Annotated in this window: 15 protein-coding genes; 6 read left to right on the top strand and 9 right to left on the bottom strand. The window is 66.6% G+C overall.

The features are described 5' to 3' along the window. Positions 1–116: 116 nt before the first annotated feature. The 3 genes from G6N53_RS20070 (at position 117) to G6N53_RS20060 (ending at position 4,932) form a co-directional block, all read left to right on the top strand. Complete coding sequence (locus tag G6N53_RS20070) at positions 117–1,745, top strand: cation:proton antiporter domain-containing protein (protein WP_163891321.1); 1,629 nt, start codon at positions 117–119, stop codon at positions 1,743–1,745. A gap of 93 nt (positions 1,746–1,838) precedes the next feature. Then, positions 1,839–3,464, top strand: coding sequence for a helix-turn-helix transcriptional regulator (locus G6N53_RS20065; RefSeq protein WP_163891319.1), 1,626 nt, complete (start codon positions 1,839–1,841; stop codon positions 3,462–3,464). Between the two features lie 79 nt (positions 3,465–3,543). Beyond that, positions 3,544–4,932: an FAD-binding oxidoreductase gene (locus tag G6N53_RS20060; protein WP_163891317.1), complete on the top strand. Its 1,389-nt coding sequence runs from the start codon at positions 3,544–3,546 to the stop codon at positions 4,930–4,932. A gap of 5 nt (positions 4,933–4,937) precedes the next feature. Here G6N53_RS20060 and G6N53_RS20055 read toward each other — a convergent pair whose 3' ends face one another. The 3 genes from G6N53_RS20055 to G6N53_RS20045 are packed head-to-tail and all read right to left on the bottom strand — an operon-like array spanning position 4,938 to position 9,432. Beyond that, complete coding sequence (locus G6N53_RS20055; protein WP_163891315.1) at positions 4,938–7,313, bottom strand: PEP/pyruvate-binding domain-containing protein; 2,376 nt, start codon at positions 7,311–7,313, stop codon at positions 4,938–4,940. Between the two features lie 4 nt (positions 7,314–7,317). Further along, the gene (locus G6N53_RS20050) at positions 7,318–8,307 is read right to left on the bottom strand and encodes a TIGR03617 family F420-dependent LLM class oxidoreductase (protein ID WP_163891313.1); all 990 of its coding nucleotides are present in this window, start codon (positions 8,305–8,307) and stop codon (positions 7,318–7,320) included. Between the two features lie 9 nt (positions 8,308–8,316). Further along, positions 8,317–9,432 (bottom strand): Rv3169 family protein, encoded by a 1,116-nt coding sequence (locus tag G6N53_RS20045; RefSeq protein ID WP_163891311.1) that lies wholly within the window; start codon positions 9,430–9,432, stop codon positions 8,317–8,319. A gap of 51 nt (positions 9,433–9,483) precedes the next feature. Between G6N53_RS20045 and G6N53_RS20040 the strand changes: the two genes are divergently transcribed. After that, positions 9,484–10,083, top strand: coding sequence for a TetR-like C-terminal domain-containing protein (locus tag G6N53_RS20040; protein ID WP_163891309.1), 600 nt, complete (start codon positions 9,484–9,486; stop codon positions 10,081–10,083). A gap of 72 nt (positions 10,084–10,155) precedes the next feature. Next, a complete protein-coding gene (locus G6N53_RS20035) occupies positions 10,156–10,620 on the top strand; it encodes an SRPBCC family protein (RefSeq protein WP_163891306.1) in 465 nt (154 codons plus the stop codon). Positions 10,621–10,632: 12 nt separating this feature from the next. Here the strand turns inward: G6N53_RS20035 and G6N53_RS20030 are convergent, their stop codons facing one another. Both G6N53_RS20030 and G6N53_RS20025 read right to left on the bottom strand, forming a co-directional pair. Next, a complete protein-coding gene (locus G6N53_RS20030) occupies positions 10,633–10,785 on the bottom strand; it encodes a DoxX family protein (protein ID WP_163891304.1) in 153 nt (50 codons plus the stop codon). Between the two features lie 81 nt (positions 10,786–10,866). After that, a complete protein-coding gene (locus tag G6N53_RS20025) occupies positions 10,867–11,427 on the bottom strand; it encodes a TetR family transcriptional regulator (RefSeq protein WP_163891302.1) in 561 nt (186 codons plus the stop codon). Between the two features lie 83 nt (positions 11,428–11,510). Between G6N53_RS20025 and G6N53_RS20020 the strand changes: the two genes are divergently transcribed. Then, a complete protein-coding gene (locus G6N53_RS20020; protein ID WP_163891300.1) occupies positions 11,511–12,431 on the top strand; it encodes an SDR family oxidoreductase in 921 nt (306 codons plus the stop codon). Between the two features lie 21 nt (positions 12,432–12,452). Here the strand turns inward: G6N53_RS20020 and G6N53_RS20015 are convergent, their stop codons facing one another. From G6N53_RS20015 to G6N53_RS20000, 4 genes are all read right to left on the bottom strand, one after another. Continuing rightward, positions 12,453–13,133: a response regulator transcription factor gene (locus G6N53_RS20015; protein ID WP_163891298.1), complete on the bottom strand. Its 681-nt coding sequence runs from the start codon at positions 13,131–13,133 to the stop codon at positions 12,453–12,455. Next, entirely contained in the window at positions 13,130–14,260 is a 1,131-nt protein-coding gene (locus tag G6N53_RS20010) for a sensor histidine kinase (RefSeq protein WP_163891296.1), read from the bottom strand. Before G6N53_RS20010 ends, G6N53_RS20015 begins: the two co-directional genes overlap by 4 nt. A 32-nt stretch (positions 14,261–14,292) precedes the next feature. After that, on the bottom strand, positions 14,293–15,501 hold the full coding sequence (locus G6N53_RS20005) for an amidohydrolase family protein (protein WP_205390421.1): 1,209 nt from the start codon (positions 15,499–15,501) through the stop codon (positions 14,293–14,295). Between the two features lie 307 nt (positions 15,502–15,808). Next, complete coding sequence (locus G6N53_RS20000; RefSeq protein ID WP_163891294.1) at positions 15,809–16,108, bottom strand: hypothetical protein; 300 nt, start codon at positions 16,106–16,108, stop codon at positions 15,809–15,811. Between the last annotated feature and the right edge of the window lie 32 nt (positions 16,109–16,140).

Here is a 16,140-nt window from a genome sequence, read left to right as displayed (position 1 = left end):
GACTCGACATGCAGATCATTGAACACGATTGGATGCTTGGACCGTGACGTCGGCTGGGCCAGCCGGCCTCGAGGCCAATCGTCAAGTGCGGTAACCAATGAGCAAGGAGATCGCGGATGACAGCTGTCGCCATCTATCTCGTCATCACGTTCGGTCTCGGCGGTCTGGCCCTGGTGGCACGTCTGCCACCGCTGGTCGGGTTCCTGGCAGCGGGGTTCGTCATCAACGCCGTCGGTGTCGAAGAACTGCCGCAACTGGACGTGTTGGCGGATCTGGGTGTGACGCTGTTGTTGTTCGCGATCGGTCTGAAGCTGGATGTGCGCATCCTGCTGCGCCGCGAGGTCTGGTTGACCACATCGGTGCACATGACGCTCAGCATCGTGCTCGGAGGTGCCGCCCTGTGGCTGGCCGCCGTGGCCGGAGTGGCGATGCTGGCGGGCCAGAGCATGCAGACGATCGCCCTGCTGGCCTTCGCGCTGTCGTTCTCGAGCACGGTCTTCGTGGTCAAGGTCCTCGAGGAGCGGGGCGAATCGCACGCGCTCTACGGTCGCGTCGCCATCGGCATCCTGGTGATGCAGGACATCATCGCCGTGGTCTTCCTGACCGCAACCAGCGGTCAGCTGCCCAGCCCGTGGGCGCTGGCACTGGTGGGCCTGTGGCCGCTCACCCGGGTCCTGCGCAGGATCTGGAGCCGGCTGGGCCACGGTGAGATGCAGTCGCTGTTCGGCATCGTGATGGCCCTGGTGCCCGGGTATGCGTTGTTCTCCGCGCTCGGTTTGAAGGGCGACCTCGGCGCGCTGATCATCGGGGTGCTCCTGGCGTCGCACCCGGCTTCCTCCGAGCTCGCCCGGTCGCTGTTCCACATCAAGGAACTGCTTCTCGTCGGGTTCTTCGTGTCCATCGGGTTGACAGGGCTGCCGGACCTGCCGTCCATCGGTGTCGCGGCGCTGATGGTGCTGCTGCTGCCGTTCAAGGCGGCCTGGTATGTGCTGCTGTTGTCACGCCTGAAGCTGCGGTACCGCACCGCGCTGCTGTCCGGGCTGAGCCTGATGAACTACTCCGAGTTCGGGTTGATCGTGGTGTCGGTCGGGGTCTCGGTCGGGATGCTCGCAGAAGCCTGGCTGGTGGAGATGTCGATCGCGGTGGCCATGAGCTTCGTGGTGTCGGCACTGGTCAACGGCCGCGGGCACCTGATGGTGGAGAAGATCGCCGCCCGACTTCCCGCGCAGGACGAACACCAGCTGCATCCGGAGGAACGCCCCGGCGACGCCAGCGACGCCGAGGTGGTGGTGATCGGCATGGGACGGGTCGGGTTCGCCGCGTACCAGCGGCTGACCGATCACTACGGGCTGCGGGTCGTCGGCGTCGACTACGACGGCCCGCGGATCGATCGTTTGGCAGCGGAGGGCCTGCGGGTCATCGAAGGTGACGCCACCGACCTGTACTTCTGGAATCAGCTCCGGCGTTCGGGATCGGTGCGCATCGCCGTGCTGGCGATGCCGCGTCACGGCGCCAACGTCACCGCGCTGGAATGCCTGCGCGAGTCGGGGTTCAGCGGCAAGGTCGCCGCGGTCGCGCGGTACGACGACGAGGTGCAGTGGGCCAAGGACCACGGTGTCGGCATCGCCTTCAACGTGTATGCGGGCGCCGGGCTGGAGTTGGCCGACCAGGTCGCCGACGGTGCGGCCCCCGGCTACCTCGAACTCGACGGTGACGACGACGCCGCAACAGGCAAGAAGGCTTGACGCTCAGCGCAGGGCGAGAATGCTTGGCCGTGGTGATTGCTTGGGCCGGTTGGAATGTCGGGGGAGTCGATCGGTGGCGGGTATGGTCGGCCCATGAACGCGACGCCGTTCACCGAGTCCGACCCTGTCGCGGCGGGCCGCGCGGCGCTCGAGCGCGCGAACTGGGCGCAGGCGCGTGCCTGTTTCGAAGAGGCTGTGGCTAGCGGGGATGCGGCTGAGGCGTGGGAGGGTCTGAGTCGCGCTGCATGGTGGCAGGGCGATCAGGACGTGGTGTTCGTCGCGCGCGAGCGGGCGTATCGCTGCTATCAACAACGAGCAGACGCGTGCGGTGCGGCGCGGATGGCGATGTGGCTGGCCTCGGATCATCTGGACTTCCTGGGCGATGACGCGGTGGCTACCGCGTGGCTGAGACGGGCGCGGTCGCTCACCGGAGATCTCGCGCCGTGCCCCGAGCAGGGCTACAACCTGCTGCTGGAGGCAGATATCGCGTTGCTCTGCGAGTCCGATCCGGCGACCGCGATGACAAAGGCGCGTGAGGCGGTCGAATTGGCGGGCCGAATCCCGGACGTCGGCGTGGAGGTCGTCGGCTTGGCGATACTGGGAAGTGCACTCGTCGCACTCGGTGCGGTGGAGGAGGGGCTACAGCGCCTCGACGAGTGCGCGGCATTGGCTGTCGCCGAGGACTTCTCCGAGATCGCCGCGCCGGGCTGGGCACTCTGCCACACCGTGTCGGTGTGCGCGAACGTGGGCGACTTCGGGCGGGCGGCGCAGTGGTGCCGCGCGTTGCACAAGTTGTCGGAGGTGTGGCAGGCGCGGCACTTCTTCGGCGTGTGCCGCACCGCCTACGGCGATGTGCTTGCGACCCGAGGTGATTGGGTCTCGGCCGAGCAGGAACTCGTCAGCGCCATCGAGGACCTGCGCATCACTCGTCCTGCCCTCGCGGCACCGAGTGCGGTGCGTCTCGGTCGGTTGCGCGCGTCGCAGGGTGACCTCGGCGAGGCGCGCAAGCTTTTCGAGAGCGCGCTGCCCGCGCCGCAGGCTCTTCTGGCCCTCGGCGAGCTGAACCTTGCCGGCGGGGACGCGGACGCGGCAGCCGACGCGGCCGACCGTGTGCTGCGCAACCTCGGCGATGCGAGCATTCTCGAGCGCTTCCCCGCACTGGAGCTCCGTGCGCGCGCTCACGCCGCGGCAGGAGCCACCGGTGGTGCGATCGCGGTGGTCGAGGAGATCGAAGGCCTGGCGGTGCGGCTCGGGACACCGTACATGCGCGCGCGCAGCCTCCACGTGCGCGCCAACGTCCTTGCAGCGGTGGGTGATCACGACGGTGCCCGCCAGGCCGCTGAGGATTCCGCCGATCTGTTCACGGCGTGTTCGGCACCCTATGACGAGGCGTGCGTGCGGATGGTTCTGGCTGCGGCGCTGCAGGCGCTCGGCCACGGCGCGCGCGCCGACGGGGAGTCCCGCGCCGCACTCGAGGCGATGGCGCTTCTCCGATCGCCGCGGGACGGGGCCGGGTCCTCGGCTGACGAGCTCAGCACGCGTGAGGTGGAGATCCTGCGCCTGGTGGCCCAGGGACTCGGTGACGGCCAGATCGCCGAGCGGCTCTTCCTGAGCCCCCACACTGTGCATCGACACGTGGCGAACATCCGGACCAAGCTGCGCACACCGTCGCGGGCGGCAGCGGTGTCCTATGCCACCCGGCACGGCCTGCTCGACTGACCCTGGCCGGTTCCGGCCATTGCGCCACATGGCCGGTTCTGGCGATGTGCCGACGTGCCGACGGCGGCAGGCTTGCCCCATGCCGAATTCCACGATCACCTCCAGCGTCGACGAGCTGCGGTTCCGCCTGCAAGGCGGCCTGCACGAGCCGGGTGACGCCTTCTATCAGGACAGTTGCACGTTGTTCAACACCATGATCGACACCCGGCCACGCTTCGTCGCCGAGTGCGTCGCCATCGACGACGTTGTTGCCGCGCTTGCGTTCGCCCGGGACCACGCACTGCCGATCGCGGTCCGCGGCGGCGGGCACTCGGTCGCGGGCCTGTCGTTGTGTAAGGACGGTGTGGTCCTCGATGTGCGAGGCATGAGCGACATCGGCGTCGACGTCGACCGTCGCATCGCGCGGATCGGGGGCGGGGCGATCTGGGCCGACGTCGACCGGGCGACCCAGGCGCACGGGCTGGCCACGACGGGCGGGCGCGTGTCGACGACGGGGGTGGCGGGACTGACCCTCGGTGGCGGTTCCGGCTGGCTCGAGCGCAAACACGGCCTGGCGTGCGACAACCTCCTCGCCGCCGAGCTGGTCACCTGGGACGGACGGATCGTCCGCGCGTCGGAGGACGAGAACGCCGAGCTGCTTTGGGCGTTACGGGGCGGCGGGGGCAGCTTCGGCGTCGTCACCCAACTCGAGCTGGGGCTGCACCCGGTCGGGCCGCAGGTGTGGGGCGGGCTCGCGCTCCTCGGCGCCGAGCGCACTCGCGAGGTGATGCGAACATTCCGCGACGTGATGAACGACGCGCCCGAGGAGCTCGCGCTGATCGTCGCGTGCATCACCGCCCCGGATGACGATGACGACGTACCGGAGCACCTGCGCGGTCGTCCTGCGGTCGCAGTGGCGGGCATGTGGGCGGGCGCCCTCGCAGATGGTGAACAGGCGCTGGCTCCGATTCGGGCGCTCGGCCCTGACGCCGACTTCTTCGGCCCGACCGGTTACGCCGACTTCCAGTGCTCGCTCGACGACCCGCCGGGATACCGGAACTACTGGACCGCAGAGAATGTCGTCGACCTGCCCGACGAGGCGATCGACGTGCTCGCCGAACGCGCGACCGAACTGCCGGCCGGCCCGTCGCAGCTGTTCATCGTCCCCTGGGGTGGCGCCGTAACCCGTTTCGGCGCAGATCATTCGCCACTCGCGGGGCGCCAGGCACGGTTCATCGTGCACCCCCTGTTGCTGTGGCAGGACCCTGCCGACGACGCGCGCTGCCGCGGCGTCGCGCAGGCGTTCCGAACGGACATGGTGCCCTGGTCGACGGGGGCGGCGTACCCGAACTTCCTCGGCGCGGAGGGCAGCGCGCGGATGGCCGCAGCGTTCGGCGCCAGCGCTGGGCGGCTCAACGCTGTGAGGGCGCAGTGGGACCCGCACGGTGTTTTCCGCACCCACCAAGCGTTTCGCGTGGAGCCGGCGTGATGGATTCAGCGCGGCAGCCGGGTGACGAGACCGCGGTCACCGTCGACCCGCACCCGGTCGCCGGTCGCGAGGACCCGGGTGGCCACCAGGGTGTTGACCACGCAGGGCAGGCCATACTCCCGTGCTACCACGGCGCCGTGTGACACCGAGCTGCCGATATCGGTGACCAGTGCGGTGATCACGGTGAAGTACGGCGTCCACCCGACGTCGGTCACCGGTGCGACCAGGATCTCGCCACGCTGCACGTCACGGGCATCCTGGATCGACTTCGCCACGCGGACGGTACCTTCCACCACGCCGCGGCTGGCGGGTCGGCCGACTATCCGGTCGTCGCCGCACGCGTTCGGCGGCGGCGTCACGACCGGCGTGGGCCGGCCCACGTAGACGTCGTCGAACTCGAGGGAGTCCTGGAACGCCAATGCCTCGCGGCGCCGCTGCGCGCGTTGCGCGAGTGCGGTGGTGTCCGGCTCGCCGACGAGATCAGCCAACTCGTCCCGGTCGAAGAAGAACACCAGGTCGGCGTCGGGCAACCGACCTGATCTGGCCAGCACCTCGCCCAGATGGCGGTAGCCGCGTTTGAGCGCGTGCGCCATCAGCGCCATCTTGGACTTCGTCTCCTCACGGCCACGCGCGCCACCCTGCGCCAGGCGGGCGAGAACCCTGACGGACCGCGACGTCGGTGCATCGGCCGCGCTGGGCGCCGGCCCGCGGGCGGTCGGTTCCCGAACCGCTCCCAGCATCACCTGCATCATCGCTCCCAGGCCGCCTGGGTCGTCGGCCCAGGAAGGGTCGCGCATGCACAGCTCGCGGTAGCCGCGGTGGCCGTGTCGCAGCAGGAACTGCCGCAACGCGATCCCGCTGGGGCTGTCAGCGGCCCGCAGCGCGGTGACCGCATCGTCCGGTGCGGCCGACGAGAAACGTTCGGCGGCAGGGGCGTCGGCGGCGATGGCACGGACGACGGCCTGGAGCTCGTCGAGCATCATCGCGCTCTCGACGTCCGAGGCTCCCGCCATCAGCCGCATGGCCTCGGCTCGGCCTTCTTCCTCGCTGTGTCCGTCTTTCACCGCCTGTTTGACAAGGAAGCTCTCGAGGATGTTGGCAGCCACTGCGGCACGGGACGACGACCGCACGTGGGTCAACGTGACATCGCAGTATGTTTCGACCCCGGACTCCAACTGTTGCAGCACAACTCGGGGATCGTCACTGGTGGGGATCCGGAACCCGGCAATCTGGCTTCCGAGTCTGCGGATGGCCGGCCCGGCGGACAGGGCATGAGAGGTGAGCCGGATCGTGTTGACGAACTTGCGGGTGAAGGGTTCCGGAGGTTTGGGTTCCAGCTCGTCGATCACCCGGCCGCAGATCGACATGGAGAACTGCTGGAGCGAGTTGCCCAGGATGCCCGAGCTCAACGCCGTGCCCTCGGTCATGTTCAAGAACATGTGTCCGTAGAAGTAGCCGACCTGAAGCCAAGGCTTTTCGTAGCTTTCCTGGGCTCGAGCCACCACCTGCGTCGTCTGCATCGCGAAGTCGATGGCGTATCCGGAAACCGCTGCGGTCAAGGGGCAGAACGCGCCGGGCATCATCTCACCGATGTTGCAGCGGGTGTAGACGTGCGTCGCGCCGGCCACCGGCGAGTCCATCTCGTTGAGATCGCCGGGCAGGGTGGTGATCGGGCGCGCCTGCAGCCACCACAGTTTCCCGGATCGGTCGATGGCCCATTCGAGATCCAGTGGCCTACCCCAGTGTTGCGCAGCACTAATTGCACCGGAACGGATCTCGGCGACTTCTTCGGCGGACAGGACCGCAACGCGGCCCACCTCGTGCACGACGGGCGAGCCGTCGGCGTCCAGCACGATGTGGTCGGGGGAGGCCGTGCCGTCGACGAGGGCTTCTCCGAGCCCGGCGATGGCGTCGATCACCATGAGGTCGCGTCGCCCCGTCGCCGGGTCCGCGGTGAACACCACGCCGGCAGCGCGGGCGTCGACCATCTGCTGGACGACGACGTTCATGGGGGCCGTGGCGTCGCCGCTGTAGGACGAGGCACGCCGGGAACCCACGGAGGCAGCGCACTTGCGCACCGCGGCGGCGAAGCCGTCGACGGAGTCGACATTGAGCACGGTGTCGTACTGGCCGGCGAACGACTGGTCGTCACCGTCTTCCCCGACCGCCGAGGACCGGACGGCCACCGGGGTGGCGCCGTCTGCTGCCATCTGCGAGAACCTGTCCGTCGCTGCGTCGCAGGCATCGTGGGCGGAGGCATCGGCGAGGACGAAGCCCACGGGTACCGCGAGCCCGAGGCGCCGCAGTTCGGCAAGTCCGGCCGCTTTACCGCCGAACCGGGCGTCGGTGATGTCGTCGAATTCGATTGTTGTCGGTGCCATGTCGTCAGCTCAGCGCATCCACGATCTCGGCGAGGGCGTCGACCGCGATGGGGCCCGGCTGGTACAGGCAGATCCGGTCCGACACCCCCTCGACGCGGTCGCGGATGTGGGCGGCCACCTCGGCCAAGGTGCCGCAGGCGGCGATGGTGTGCAGGATCTCGTCGTCGATGAGGGTGGCCATCTCCTGCCAGCGGCCCTGTTTGGACATCGTGTTGAGTTCCGGCTGCAGGTCGCCCCATCCGTGGGCATCGAGCACCGGGCGGTAGGCGGGCGTGGAACCATAGAACGCCAACAACATTCGCGTCGAAGTGTGGTCCGGGTCTTTCTCGGAGCCGACTGAGACGATGATTTCGGGCACCACCGCGAAGTCGTCCTCGCTGCGCCCCGCCGCGGTCAACCCTTCGCGCACGGCCGGCAGCGTGGTCTCCTGCAGGAACCGCTTGGACCCGAACGGCATCACCAGCAGACCGTCGGCCACCTCCGCGGTCGCCCGGGTCAGTCGCGGTCCCAGCGCCCCGAGATAGATCGGCGGCGGCCCGAACGGGTTGGGCCCGGGGACGAACGTCGGCGTCATCAAGGTGTGGCGGTAGTACTCGCCGCGGAAATCGAGTCGCTCACCGGTGTTCCACGTGGCGAAGATCGCGCGCAGCGCCCCCACCATCTCCTTCATCCGCGCGACCGGACGGTCGAACTCGGCCCCGTAGCGCTTCTCGATCTGGGCACGGATCTGCGTACCCAGGCCCAGGGTGAACCGGCCCTCGGTGAGCAGCTGCAGATCGTTGGCTTGATGGGCGAGCTGGATCGGGTTGCGGGGGAGCGCGATCGCGACGTTCGACATCACGTCGAGACCCTTGACCGTAGACGCCAGAACCAGGGGGGTGAACACGTCGAACGGGCCCTCGAAGGTGAACACGCCGGACGCGCCGGCCTCCCGCAGGAGTTCGGCCCGTTCGATGGCGTCGGTGGGTCCGAACAACGCTGTCATGACCTTCATGCCGCGCCCCTAATCCGCCACGTCGGTCCAGTCGGAGAACCCCGACGGGTGGTGCGGGCCGATGACACCGTGCTCGAACAACCCTGCGCCCTCGCGGGTCTGTCCGTCGGCTTCGGTGCACACCGCCTTACCGACATGGTCGATGAGGCTGAAGGGTGCTCTGGCCATCACCGCGGGGTCCGTCAGGTCGAAGCTGACCCGTTCGGCAAACGGTCCGTCCTTCCAGGTGCCATGCCCCCACGACGAATCACCGCCGTAGCCCGACCCGAAGGCGATGGGAGCGAACAGCTTCGACTCGACGTCGAGTTGGATCCGGTCCCCGTCCCGGTTCATGAACTCCACATGGGCGCCGTGTGGGATCCGCGTTCCGGGCCGGTAGTGGATCGTGGCACGCACACCGTCGAGCTGTTCGACGGTGCCGTCACGCCAGCGCCGGGTGCAGTCGTAGAGGCTGCGGTGACCGTCGGGATCCTCCTGCAGGATCAGGAACAGTTGGTAGTCGTCGAAGGCCAACGGCAGGTAGAGCCACCACATCCCGCGGAACGCGGCGTCGGGGCGACCGGCCGGCTCTGGCTCACCGACCGGTCGGATTCCCCAGGATCGGTCGCGGCTGGCCACGCTGGTGTCGTGGTCGACCGTCAACCGGTCCCCGTCTACGTCGATCCAGCCCTGCCACGTCCCGACTTGGGCAAAACGGCACGCCTGCAACGTGACTCGCCGCTCGGTGAGCATTTCGTGGGGGCGCTCCAGGGCGGCGGGGAACAAGCCACGCCAAGTCAGGTCTGCGGAGATGCCCTCGGTCTCGGCCACAGTGAGGTGCAGCTCCTGCAGCGGTTTGACGACCTCGAGGCGGTACCCGTTGACGTGTTGGTGGAGGCGGTCGTCGTCGATTGCATCGCTGAAGTGCACGGCCGTCTGGGTGTCGCCGCGGCGGACCAGGAAATAGGCGTCTTTGACGCCGAGCCGCGGGTAGTAGCCGATTCCGGTGAGCGCCATGAATCGGCCGTCACGATCGAGCACATTGAAGTAGGACCGATCGTAGAAATTGCGATCCGAGGTCGCCGGGAAACCGATCGGCGACGGCGTCTGGTGGATCGGGTACTCGTCGAGCGGGCTGAGATTCACATGCTCTCCGTTAAGATACGATGCATCCTGTATTGAAAATAGGCTAGGAACATGACAGCAGATCAGCGCATCGATGGCAAGGCGCCCGCCCGGCCGGCGCCGGGGAGGCCCCGGGACGGCAGGATCGACGCCGCGATCGTCGCGGCCACCCGGGAATTGATCCTCGAGACCGGTTACTCCGCGCTGTCGCTGTCCGCGATTGCCGCCCGTGCCGGGACGACCACCGCTGCGATCTACCGGCGCTGGTCAGGCAAGGTCCACCTCGTTCACGAAGCAGTGCTGTCCGACGAGGTCATCTCCGCCCCGAGTGGCTCCGGCGACATCCGTCAGGACATCCGGGCGCTGGTCGAAACCACCCGTGCGATGTTCGACCGGCCCGAAGTGCGGGTGGCGCTGCCGGGGCTGATCGCCGATACCGTCGCCGACCCGAGTGTGCACAACATGATGATTGCGAGGCTCACCGGCAATCTGGCGGACTTCGAAACCCGGTTCGGGCAGCACCGTCGCGGCGACGACGACCTGCCCATGCTCGCTGAAGTTGTGGCGGGCAGCGCAATCTTCCGCATCCTGATCCGCCATGACGCGGCGCTCGACGACGCGTGGGTGGACGCGATGACCGAGATGATCACCGAACGGTGGCCCGTCGAATAGGGGGGCGTCCCATTTCCCGGTGCAGCACTTCCCCTGGTTTAGCAATGAGCGGTTATGGGGCACTGTGGAGGGATGAGCGACAACACTAAGGTCACCGTCGAACGGACCATCGATGCGCCCGTCGACGCGGTTTTCGACATCCTCTCCAACCCCCAACGGCACCCGGAACTCGATGGATCCGGGTTCATCCGCAGCGTGGACCACGCCGATCGGATCCAAGAAGTCGGCCAGGTGTTCACGATGAACATGCAGGGCAGCCACATGGGCGGCGAGTACAAGACCGACAACCACGTGTCCGGCTACGCGAAGGACAAGCTACTGGCCTGGAAGACGGCGCCTGCGGGCACTGAGCCTCCGGGCTGGGAGTGGCTGTGGGAGTTGGAAGCTCAAGGACCCGGTGAGACGTTGGTGCGCCACACCTATGACTGGTCGAAGGTCACCGACAAAAAGCTGCTCGAGAAGGTCAAGTTCCCTCTGGTAACCAAGGAACAGCTCGACGATACGCTCGGCCGACTTGCCTCGGCTACTTCAGCCTGATCGACAGCGGCGTCAGCGCTTGTTCTTCGGGATACCGGTCGACCACAGGGTGAAGGCGATCAGCACCGGCTGAAACAACAGAAGCACAAAGCGACTGGTATCGCTGTTCAGGTTGAAGGCGTCGACGTGGTTGAGGTACTGCGCCAGGGTGCCGGGAACGATCAAGACGAAGAACGCTGCCAGGAATTGGCCGACGAGAACCCGGTCACGGCGCAGCAGCCACTAGTAGCTTGGGCGGGGGAATGCCTAGCGGCGTGTCACTGATCGCAGGTGGGCCGCCGTCTCGCGGATGTGCACGGCGATGCTGCGTTCTGCGGGGTCATCGAGCCAGCGCTCGAAGGCGACCTTGAACACCGCAGTGCCCGCTTCGGCGGTCAGGCTGGCCGCGGGTTCGGGGACGCCGCGACCGCGGAGCGCTTCGCCGACCATCGTGGAAATCGATGCGAGCTTGATCAATTCGCGTTCTTGTAGCGCCGGGTTCGCGTCGATGACGGCCCGGCGCTTCTTGGAGTACGGCCGGCGGGCGTCAAAGAAATCGGCAGTTGATTCGAAAGCGGCGGTGACCGCGTCCAGCGGTGCCAAGGACTCGGATGCGGCCGTCAAGGTGCCGACGATGATGCGAGCGAGTTCGTCGCCGCGGAACAGCACTTCGCGTTTGTCGGTGAAATGCCGGAAGAACGTGCGCTCGGTGACGCCTGCGCGCTGGGCGATCTCGGCGACAGTGGTGTGGTCGAACCCGCGCTCGGCGTAGAGGTCGAGCGCGGCACGCTCGAGGCGTCCCTGCGCATCCGGCTCCCATCGACCCATGGGGGAATAGTACGGGGATGACAGGTGCTGACATCAGACGTAGGCTGATGTCAGTTGCTGACATCCTGATGAAAGGAATAGCGATGCGTGTTTTCGTCACGGGTGCTTCTGGGCACATCGGTTCGCTGGTCGTTCGCGAGTTGCTGGACAACGGTCATGAGGTTTCGGGTCTGGCCCGTTCCGACGCAGCCGCGCAATCGGTGACGGCGGCCGGGGGACAGGTGGTCCGTGGCACGCTGGACGATGTCGATGTGTTGGCCCGTGCCGCCGGCGTGGCCGACGGCGTGATTCACCTTGCGTTCAAGCACGATTTCGGTGACTACGCCGGTGCCGCGGAGGCCGATCTGGAGGCGGTGAAGGCGATGGGGGCGGCGTTGGTCGGTTCCGGAAAGCCGTTCCTCAACACGTCCGGCACCGCGATGCTGGCCACCGGCGCGTCGAGCGCCGTGGGCACCGAGGAGACCGAACCGAGCCCGCAGGGCGCACGTGCGCCTTCGGAGAACGCCACCCTCGCGCTGGCCGCACAGGGAGTCCGCGCGTCGGTCCTCCGGTTGGCGCCCACGGTGCACGGCCCCACCGATCATCACGGATTCATCCCGACGCTCATCGAGAATGCGCGAAAGACGGGGCAGGCCATCTATGTCGGCGACGGAGCCAACCGTTGGCCCGCGGTGCACAATCTGGATGCGGCGCGGCTGTACCGTTTGGCGCTGGAGCACGCCCCGGCCGGGACACGGCTGCACGGAACCGCCGAGGAGGGGATCGCCTTCCGGGAGATTGCCCGGGTCATCGGTGAGCACCTCGGCGTTCCGGCTGTCAGCGTCACCCCGGAGGAAGCCTCGGAACAGCTGGGATTCATCGGTTGGGTTGCCTCACTGGACAATCCGACGTCGAGCCGGATCACTCAGCAGCTGCTGGGGTGGAGACCCCAACATCCGACCCTGCTCGAAGACCTCAACGCCGGGCATTACTTCGCCGGATTGGGCGCGCAACCGACCCGGTAGATGACGCGCCGCGACGCATGCTCACTCACCGGGGCTGACGAGGCCGGTCTCGTATCCGATGATCACGAGTTGGGCGCGGTCGCGCGCGTTCAGCTTGCCGAGGATGCGACTGACGTGCGTCTTCGCGGTGAGCGGCGACATGAAGAGCGACGCGCCGATCTCGGAGTTGGTCTTGCCACGTGCGACCTCGGCGAGTACTTCCCGCTCTCGCGCGCTCAGGACATCGAGGGGACCCGGCTCTCCCGGACGGCTGACCGGTCGGCGAACGAGGTCGGCGACCAACCGCTTGGTCATCACCGGTGAGATGAGGACGTCACCGTCGGCGGCGGCGGCGATCGCCTCGAGCAGGAGTCTCGGCGGGGTGTCCTTGAGCAGGAAACCGGAGGCGCCGACTCTGAGCGCCTCGTAGACGTACTCATCGAGCGCGAAGGTGGTGAGCACAAGCACCTTGGTGGCGCTGAGTCGTTCGTCGCCGCAGATCGCTCGGGTTGCGTCGAGCCCGTCCATGCGAGGCATGCGGATGTCCATCAGCACGACGTCGGGGCGTGTCCGCCAGGTCTCGGCGATCGCCTGCGCGCCGTCGCCGGCCTCACCGACGACCTCGATGCCGGGTTCGTTGGTGAGCAGCATCGCGAAGCCGCGACGCACCAACTCCTGGTCGTCCACGAGCAGCACGCGGATGTCGCGCCTGGCCGCGGTCATGCCCCCCGCCCGCCGGGAAGTTGGTAGGGCACGAACGCACGCACCGTGAACCCGCCCTCGTCGGTGGGGCCGGCGTCGACGGTGCCCCCGAGGAGTTCCGCTCGCTCGCGGATCGCGACCAGACCGATGCCGGTGCCCGGCGCGGCAACACGTGCGGTGGCCGGGGCGTCGTTCGACACGGTGACGTGCACGCCGCCCTCCGCGTGCCGGAGCCGCACGATCGCGGGGACCTCGCCGGCGTGGCGGGCGACGTTGACGAGGCACTCGTGCACGATTCGGTGCACTGTCACCACGGTGCTCTCCGCCACGTTCGCAGGATAGTGACCGTCCTCGACCACCTCGGCCCCATTCGAGTGCCCGGCGGCAGCAACGACGTCGCTGATGGTCGTGGTGGCCGTCGGTACCGGACGAAGCGGGACCGACTGGTCGGACCGGAGGAGCCCGAGCAGGGATCTCAGCTCGTCCAGCGATCGCCTGCCTGTGCCGTTGATTTCGACGAGCGCAGAGTGAGCGGCGCCCGGATCACGCTCGAACACGTGGGCGGCGATGCCGGACTGCACGGTGATCGCCGAGAGCGAATGGGCGACGATGTCGTGAAGGTCGTACGCGATGCGAAGGCGTTCCGCCTGGAGCCGTTCGGCGACTTGGCGTTCCACTGCGTCGGCTCGACGCTGCAGGTTGGAGCGACGGGCGTCGGCGGCGGCGATCGGGAGCAGGAGAACGGCTGCGTCGGCGGCCCATTCGAACAGGAACGGCTCATTACTGATCTGCGCACCGAAGCCGGCGACGACGATCGCGGCGAGCGATCCGAACCAGATCACAGAGCGACCGTCGCTCCGGCGCACGAGATAGAACAGCGCCACAATGAGCAGCGGTCGCAGCGCGATCGGGCTGGAGGTCCATGCGAGGGTGGCGACGTCCAGCACACCGATCGCCACGACGGTTGCCCGACCGAACCGACCGGCGACGACGAGCAGCACTGCGGCGACGGCCGCGATCGCGATGCCTGGGAGTTGCCGTCCGGCCACGACGTCCGGATCGATGACCAACGTGCCGATCGACACCGCCAACGCGGCGACGATCGCAGCGAGCTCGGCGCGAGAGGTGCGGTGATCGGTGTGCGTCACGGGTCCATCATCGTCGCGACCGGTCGGATGCGTCAGACCTGTATGCCGAATAGTTTTTCTGCATTTCGGAACGCGATTTTTTCCTTCGTCTCGCGTGGCAGATCCACTGCCCGGAACCAGTCGGTTCCTTCCTTCATGTCCGCAAACGGGTAGTCAGTGGCAAACATTACGCGATCCACACTGATGTACTTCAGCAACAGATGAAGCAGCTCATCCTGGAAGAATGCGCTGGTTGTGTACCAAAAGTTGTCCTTGAAGTATTGCCCGACAGGCTTGTTCAGATAACCTTCGGTCGGTTCTCCCAGATCTTCGACGATGCGCTCGTAATAGAACGGAAGGCCTTCTCCCATGTGGCCGACAATGATCTGCAGTCTTGGGAATCTGTCGAAAACCCCGGTCATGATCAGTCGAAGGGATTGAGTAAGCACCTCTTGGTGCCAACCATATCCTGAGCCACTGAAAATATGCTCTTGGTACTCAGCCTCAAATCCTGGGCGTCCGATTTTGTAGTAGATATCAAAGACTTCTTTGGGTGGGTAACCCGGATGCAGGTATATCGGAACATCAAGTGCCTCGGCACGTGCCAGAACGGGCTCGAAATCCTGGTGGTCGAGGAACTTGCTGCCAATGAACCCATTGGTCATGGCGCCAACGAAGCCGTCTTCGCGGACGGCGCGTTCCAATTCGTCCGCAGAGGCCTCGGGGTCCTGCAGGGGCAGGGTCGCATACGCCTGGTACCGCCCCGGATAGGCGGTCATCGGGCCATCGGCGATCATCTTGTTGAGACGATACGCAAAATCGTTGCCTTCCTGACCGGCGAGATCCTGCACGCCCGGCGTATGTGCGGAGAGAATTTGAACATTGATACCTGCCTCATCCATTGCGCCGATGCGGTCGGGCCCGAGTTCGGTAAGACCAGTTTCCTTGAGGTACTCCACGTGATCATCGTTGATTGCGTTGAGCGCAATCAGCTCATCGGTGGTATAGGTCTCTTCGGTGGCGATAAATTGCAGGTCTTGGTCTCGCAACGTGATCTCCGAAATCTCTGTGGCTGGGTCATTGGATGTAGTGGCACACGCGGACAATCCGGCGCCAACACCAAGGGCAGCCGCGCCGCCGAGAAAGTTGCGGCGTCCCGTCACAAGTTTCTCTAGGGATTTTGTTCTCATCGTCATATCAGTTTCTGCTCCGATGTTGCGTTGTACAGTTTGGGCGTAGCTTTCGCTTGGCAAAGCCTTCAATTGGATCCTCAAAAGTCTGTGCCGAGCACTGCCGATCGACCTCTGTGGAATCTGGGTGTGGGGACACGAGACCTCCGATGAGTAATTGGTATCCACCACGATGACGGCGGGCGCTGGCGGCCGCATCCACCCACGGGAGGTGACGCGTACTCCCACGGGAGTACAGCAGCAACCGAGCGGCCGACCTTGGTGGTCAGGCCGCCGCTTGCAAGTCAATGGGGGAGTTGGCGGATAGCTGACGGCGGTGTCTCGAATGACAACAGGGGCGCCCCGGGGGGGAGAGGCGCCCCTGTTGTCTTGGGGCGGGTTACTTGACGTCGACGAAGACGACGTTGCCGGTGGTTTCGAGAATGCGGTCGTCGCCTTGGGCGTCCCAGACGTATTCGCGGATGGGTTGGCCCTGACGGACCGAGACGACCTCGGCGTTGTCGAGAGTGGTGTTGCTCTGGCGGTTGACGATGACGCGGTTGCCGCCTGCTTCGAGTGAGGCGATGGTGTCCGCGGCGTCGGCCGATCCGGAAGGGGCCGCGGTGGCGGGGCCAGCCAGCCCGATGAAGGCGCCGGCGAATCCGGCGGTGATCGCGGTGACGGCGGTGAGGTTCTTCATGGTCTCTGCTCTTCCCTTTGTGTTGACTCGGC

Source organism: Mycolicibacterium hippocampi (assembly GCF_010723735.1).
GTDB classification, from domain to species: domain Bacteria; phylum Actinomycetota; class Actinomycetes; order Mycobacteriales; family Mycobacteriaceae; genus Mycobacterium; species Mycobacterium hippocampi.
The sequence above is the reverse complement of the archived record's forward strand: the minus strand, read 5'-3'. Positions and strand labels throughout refer to the sequence as shown.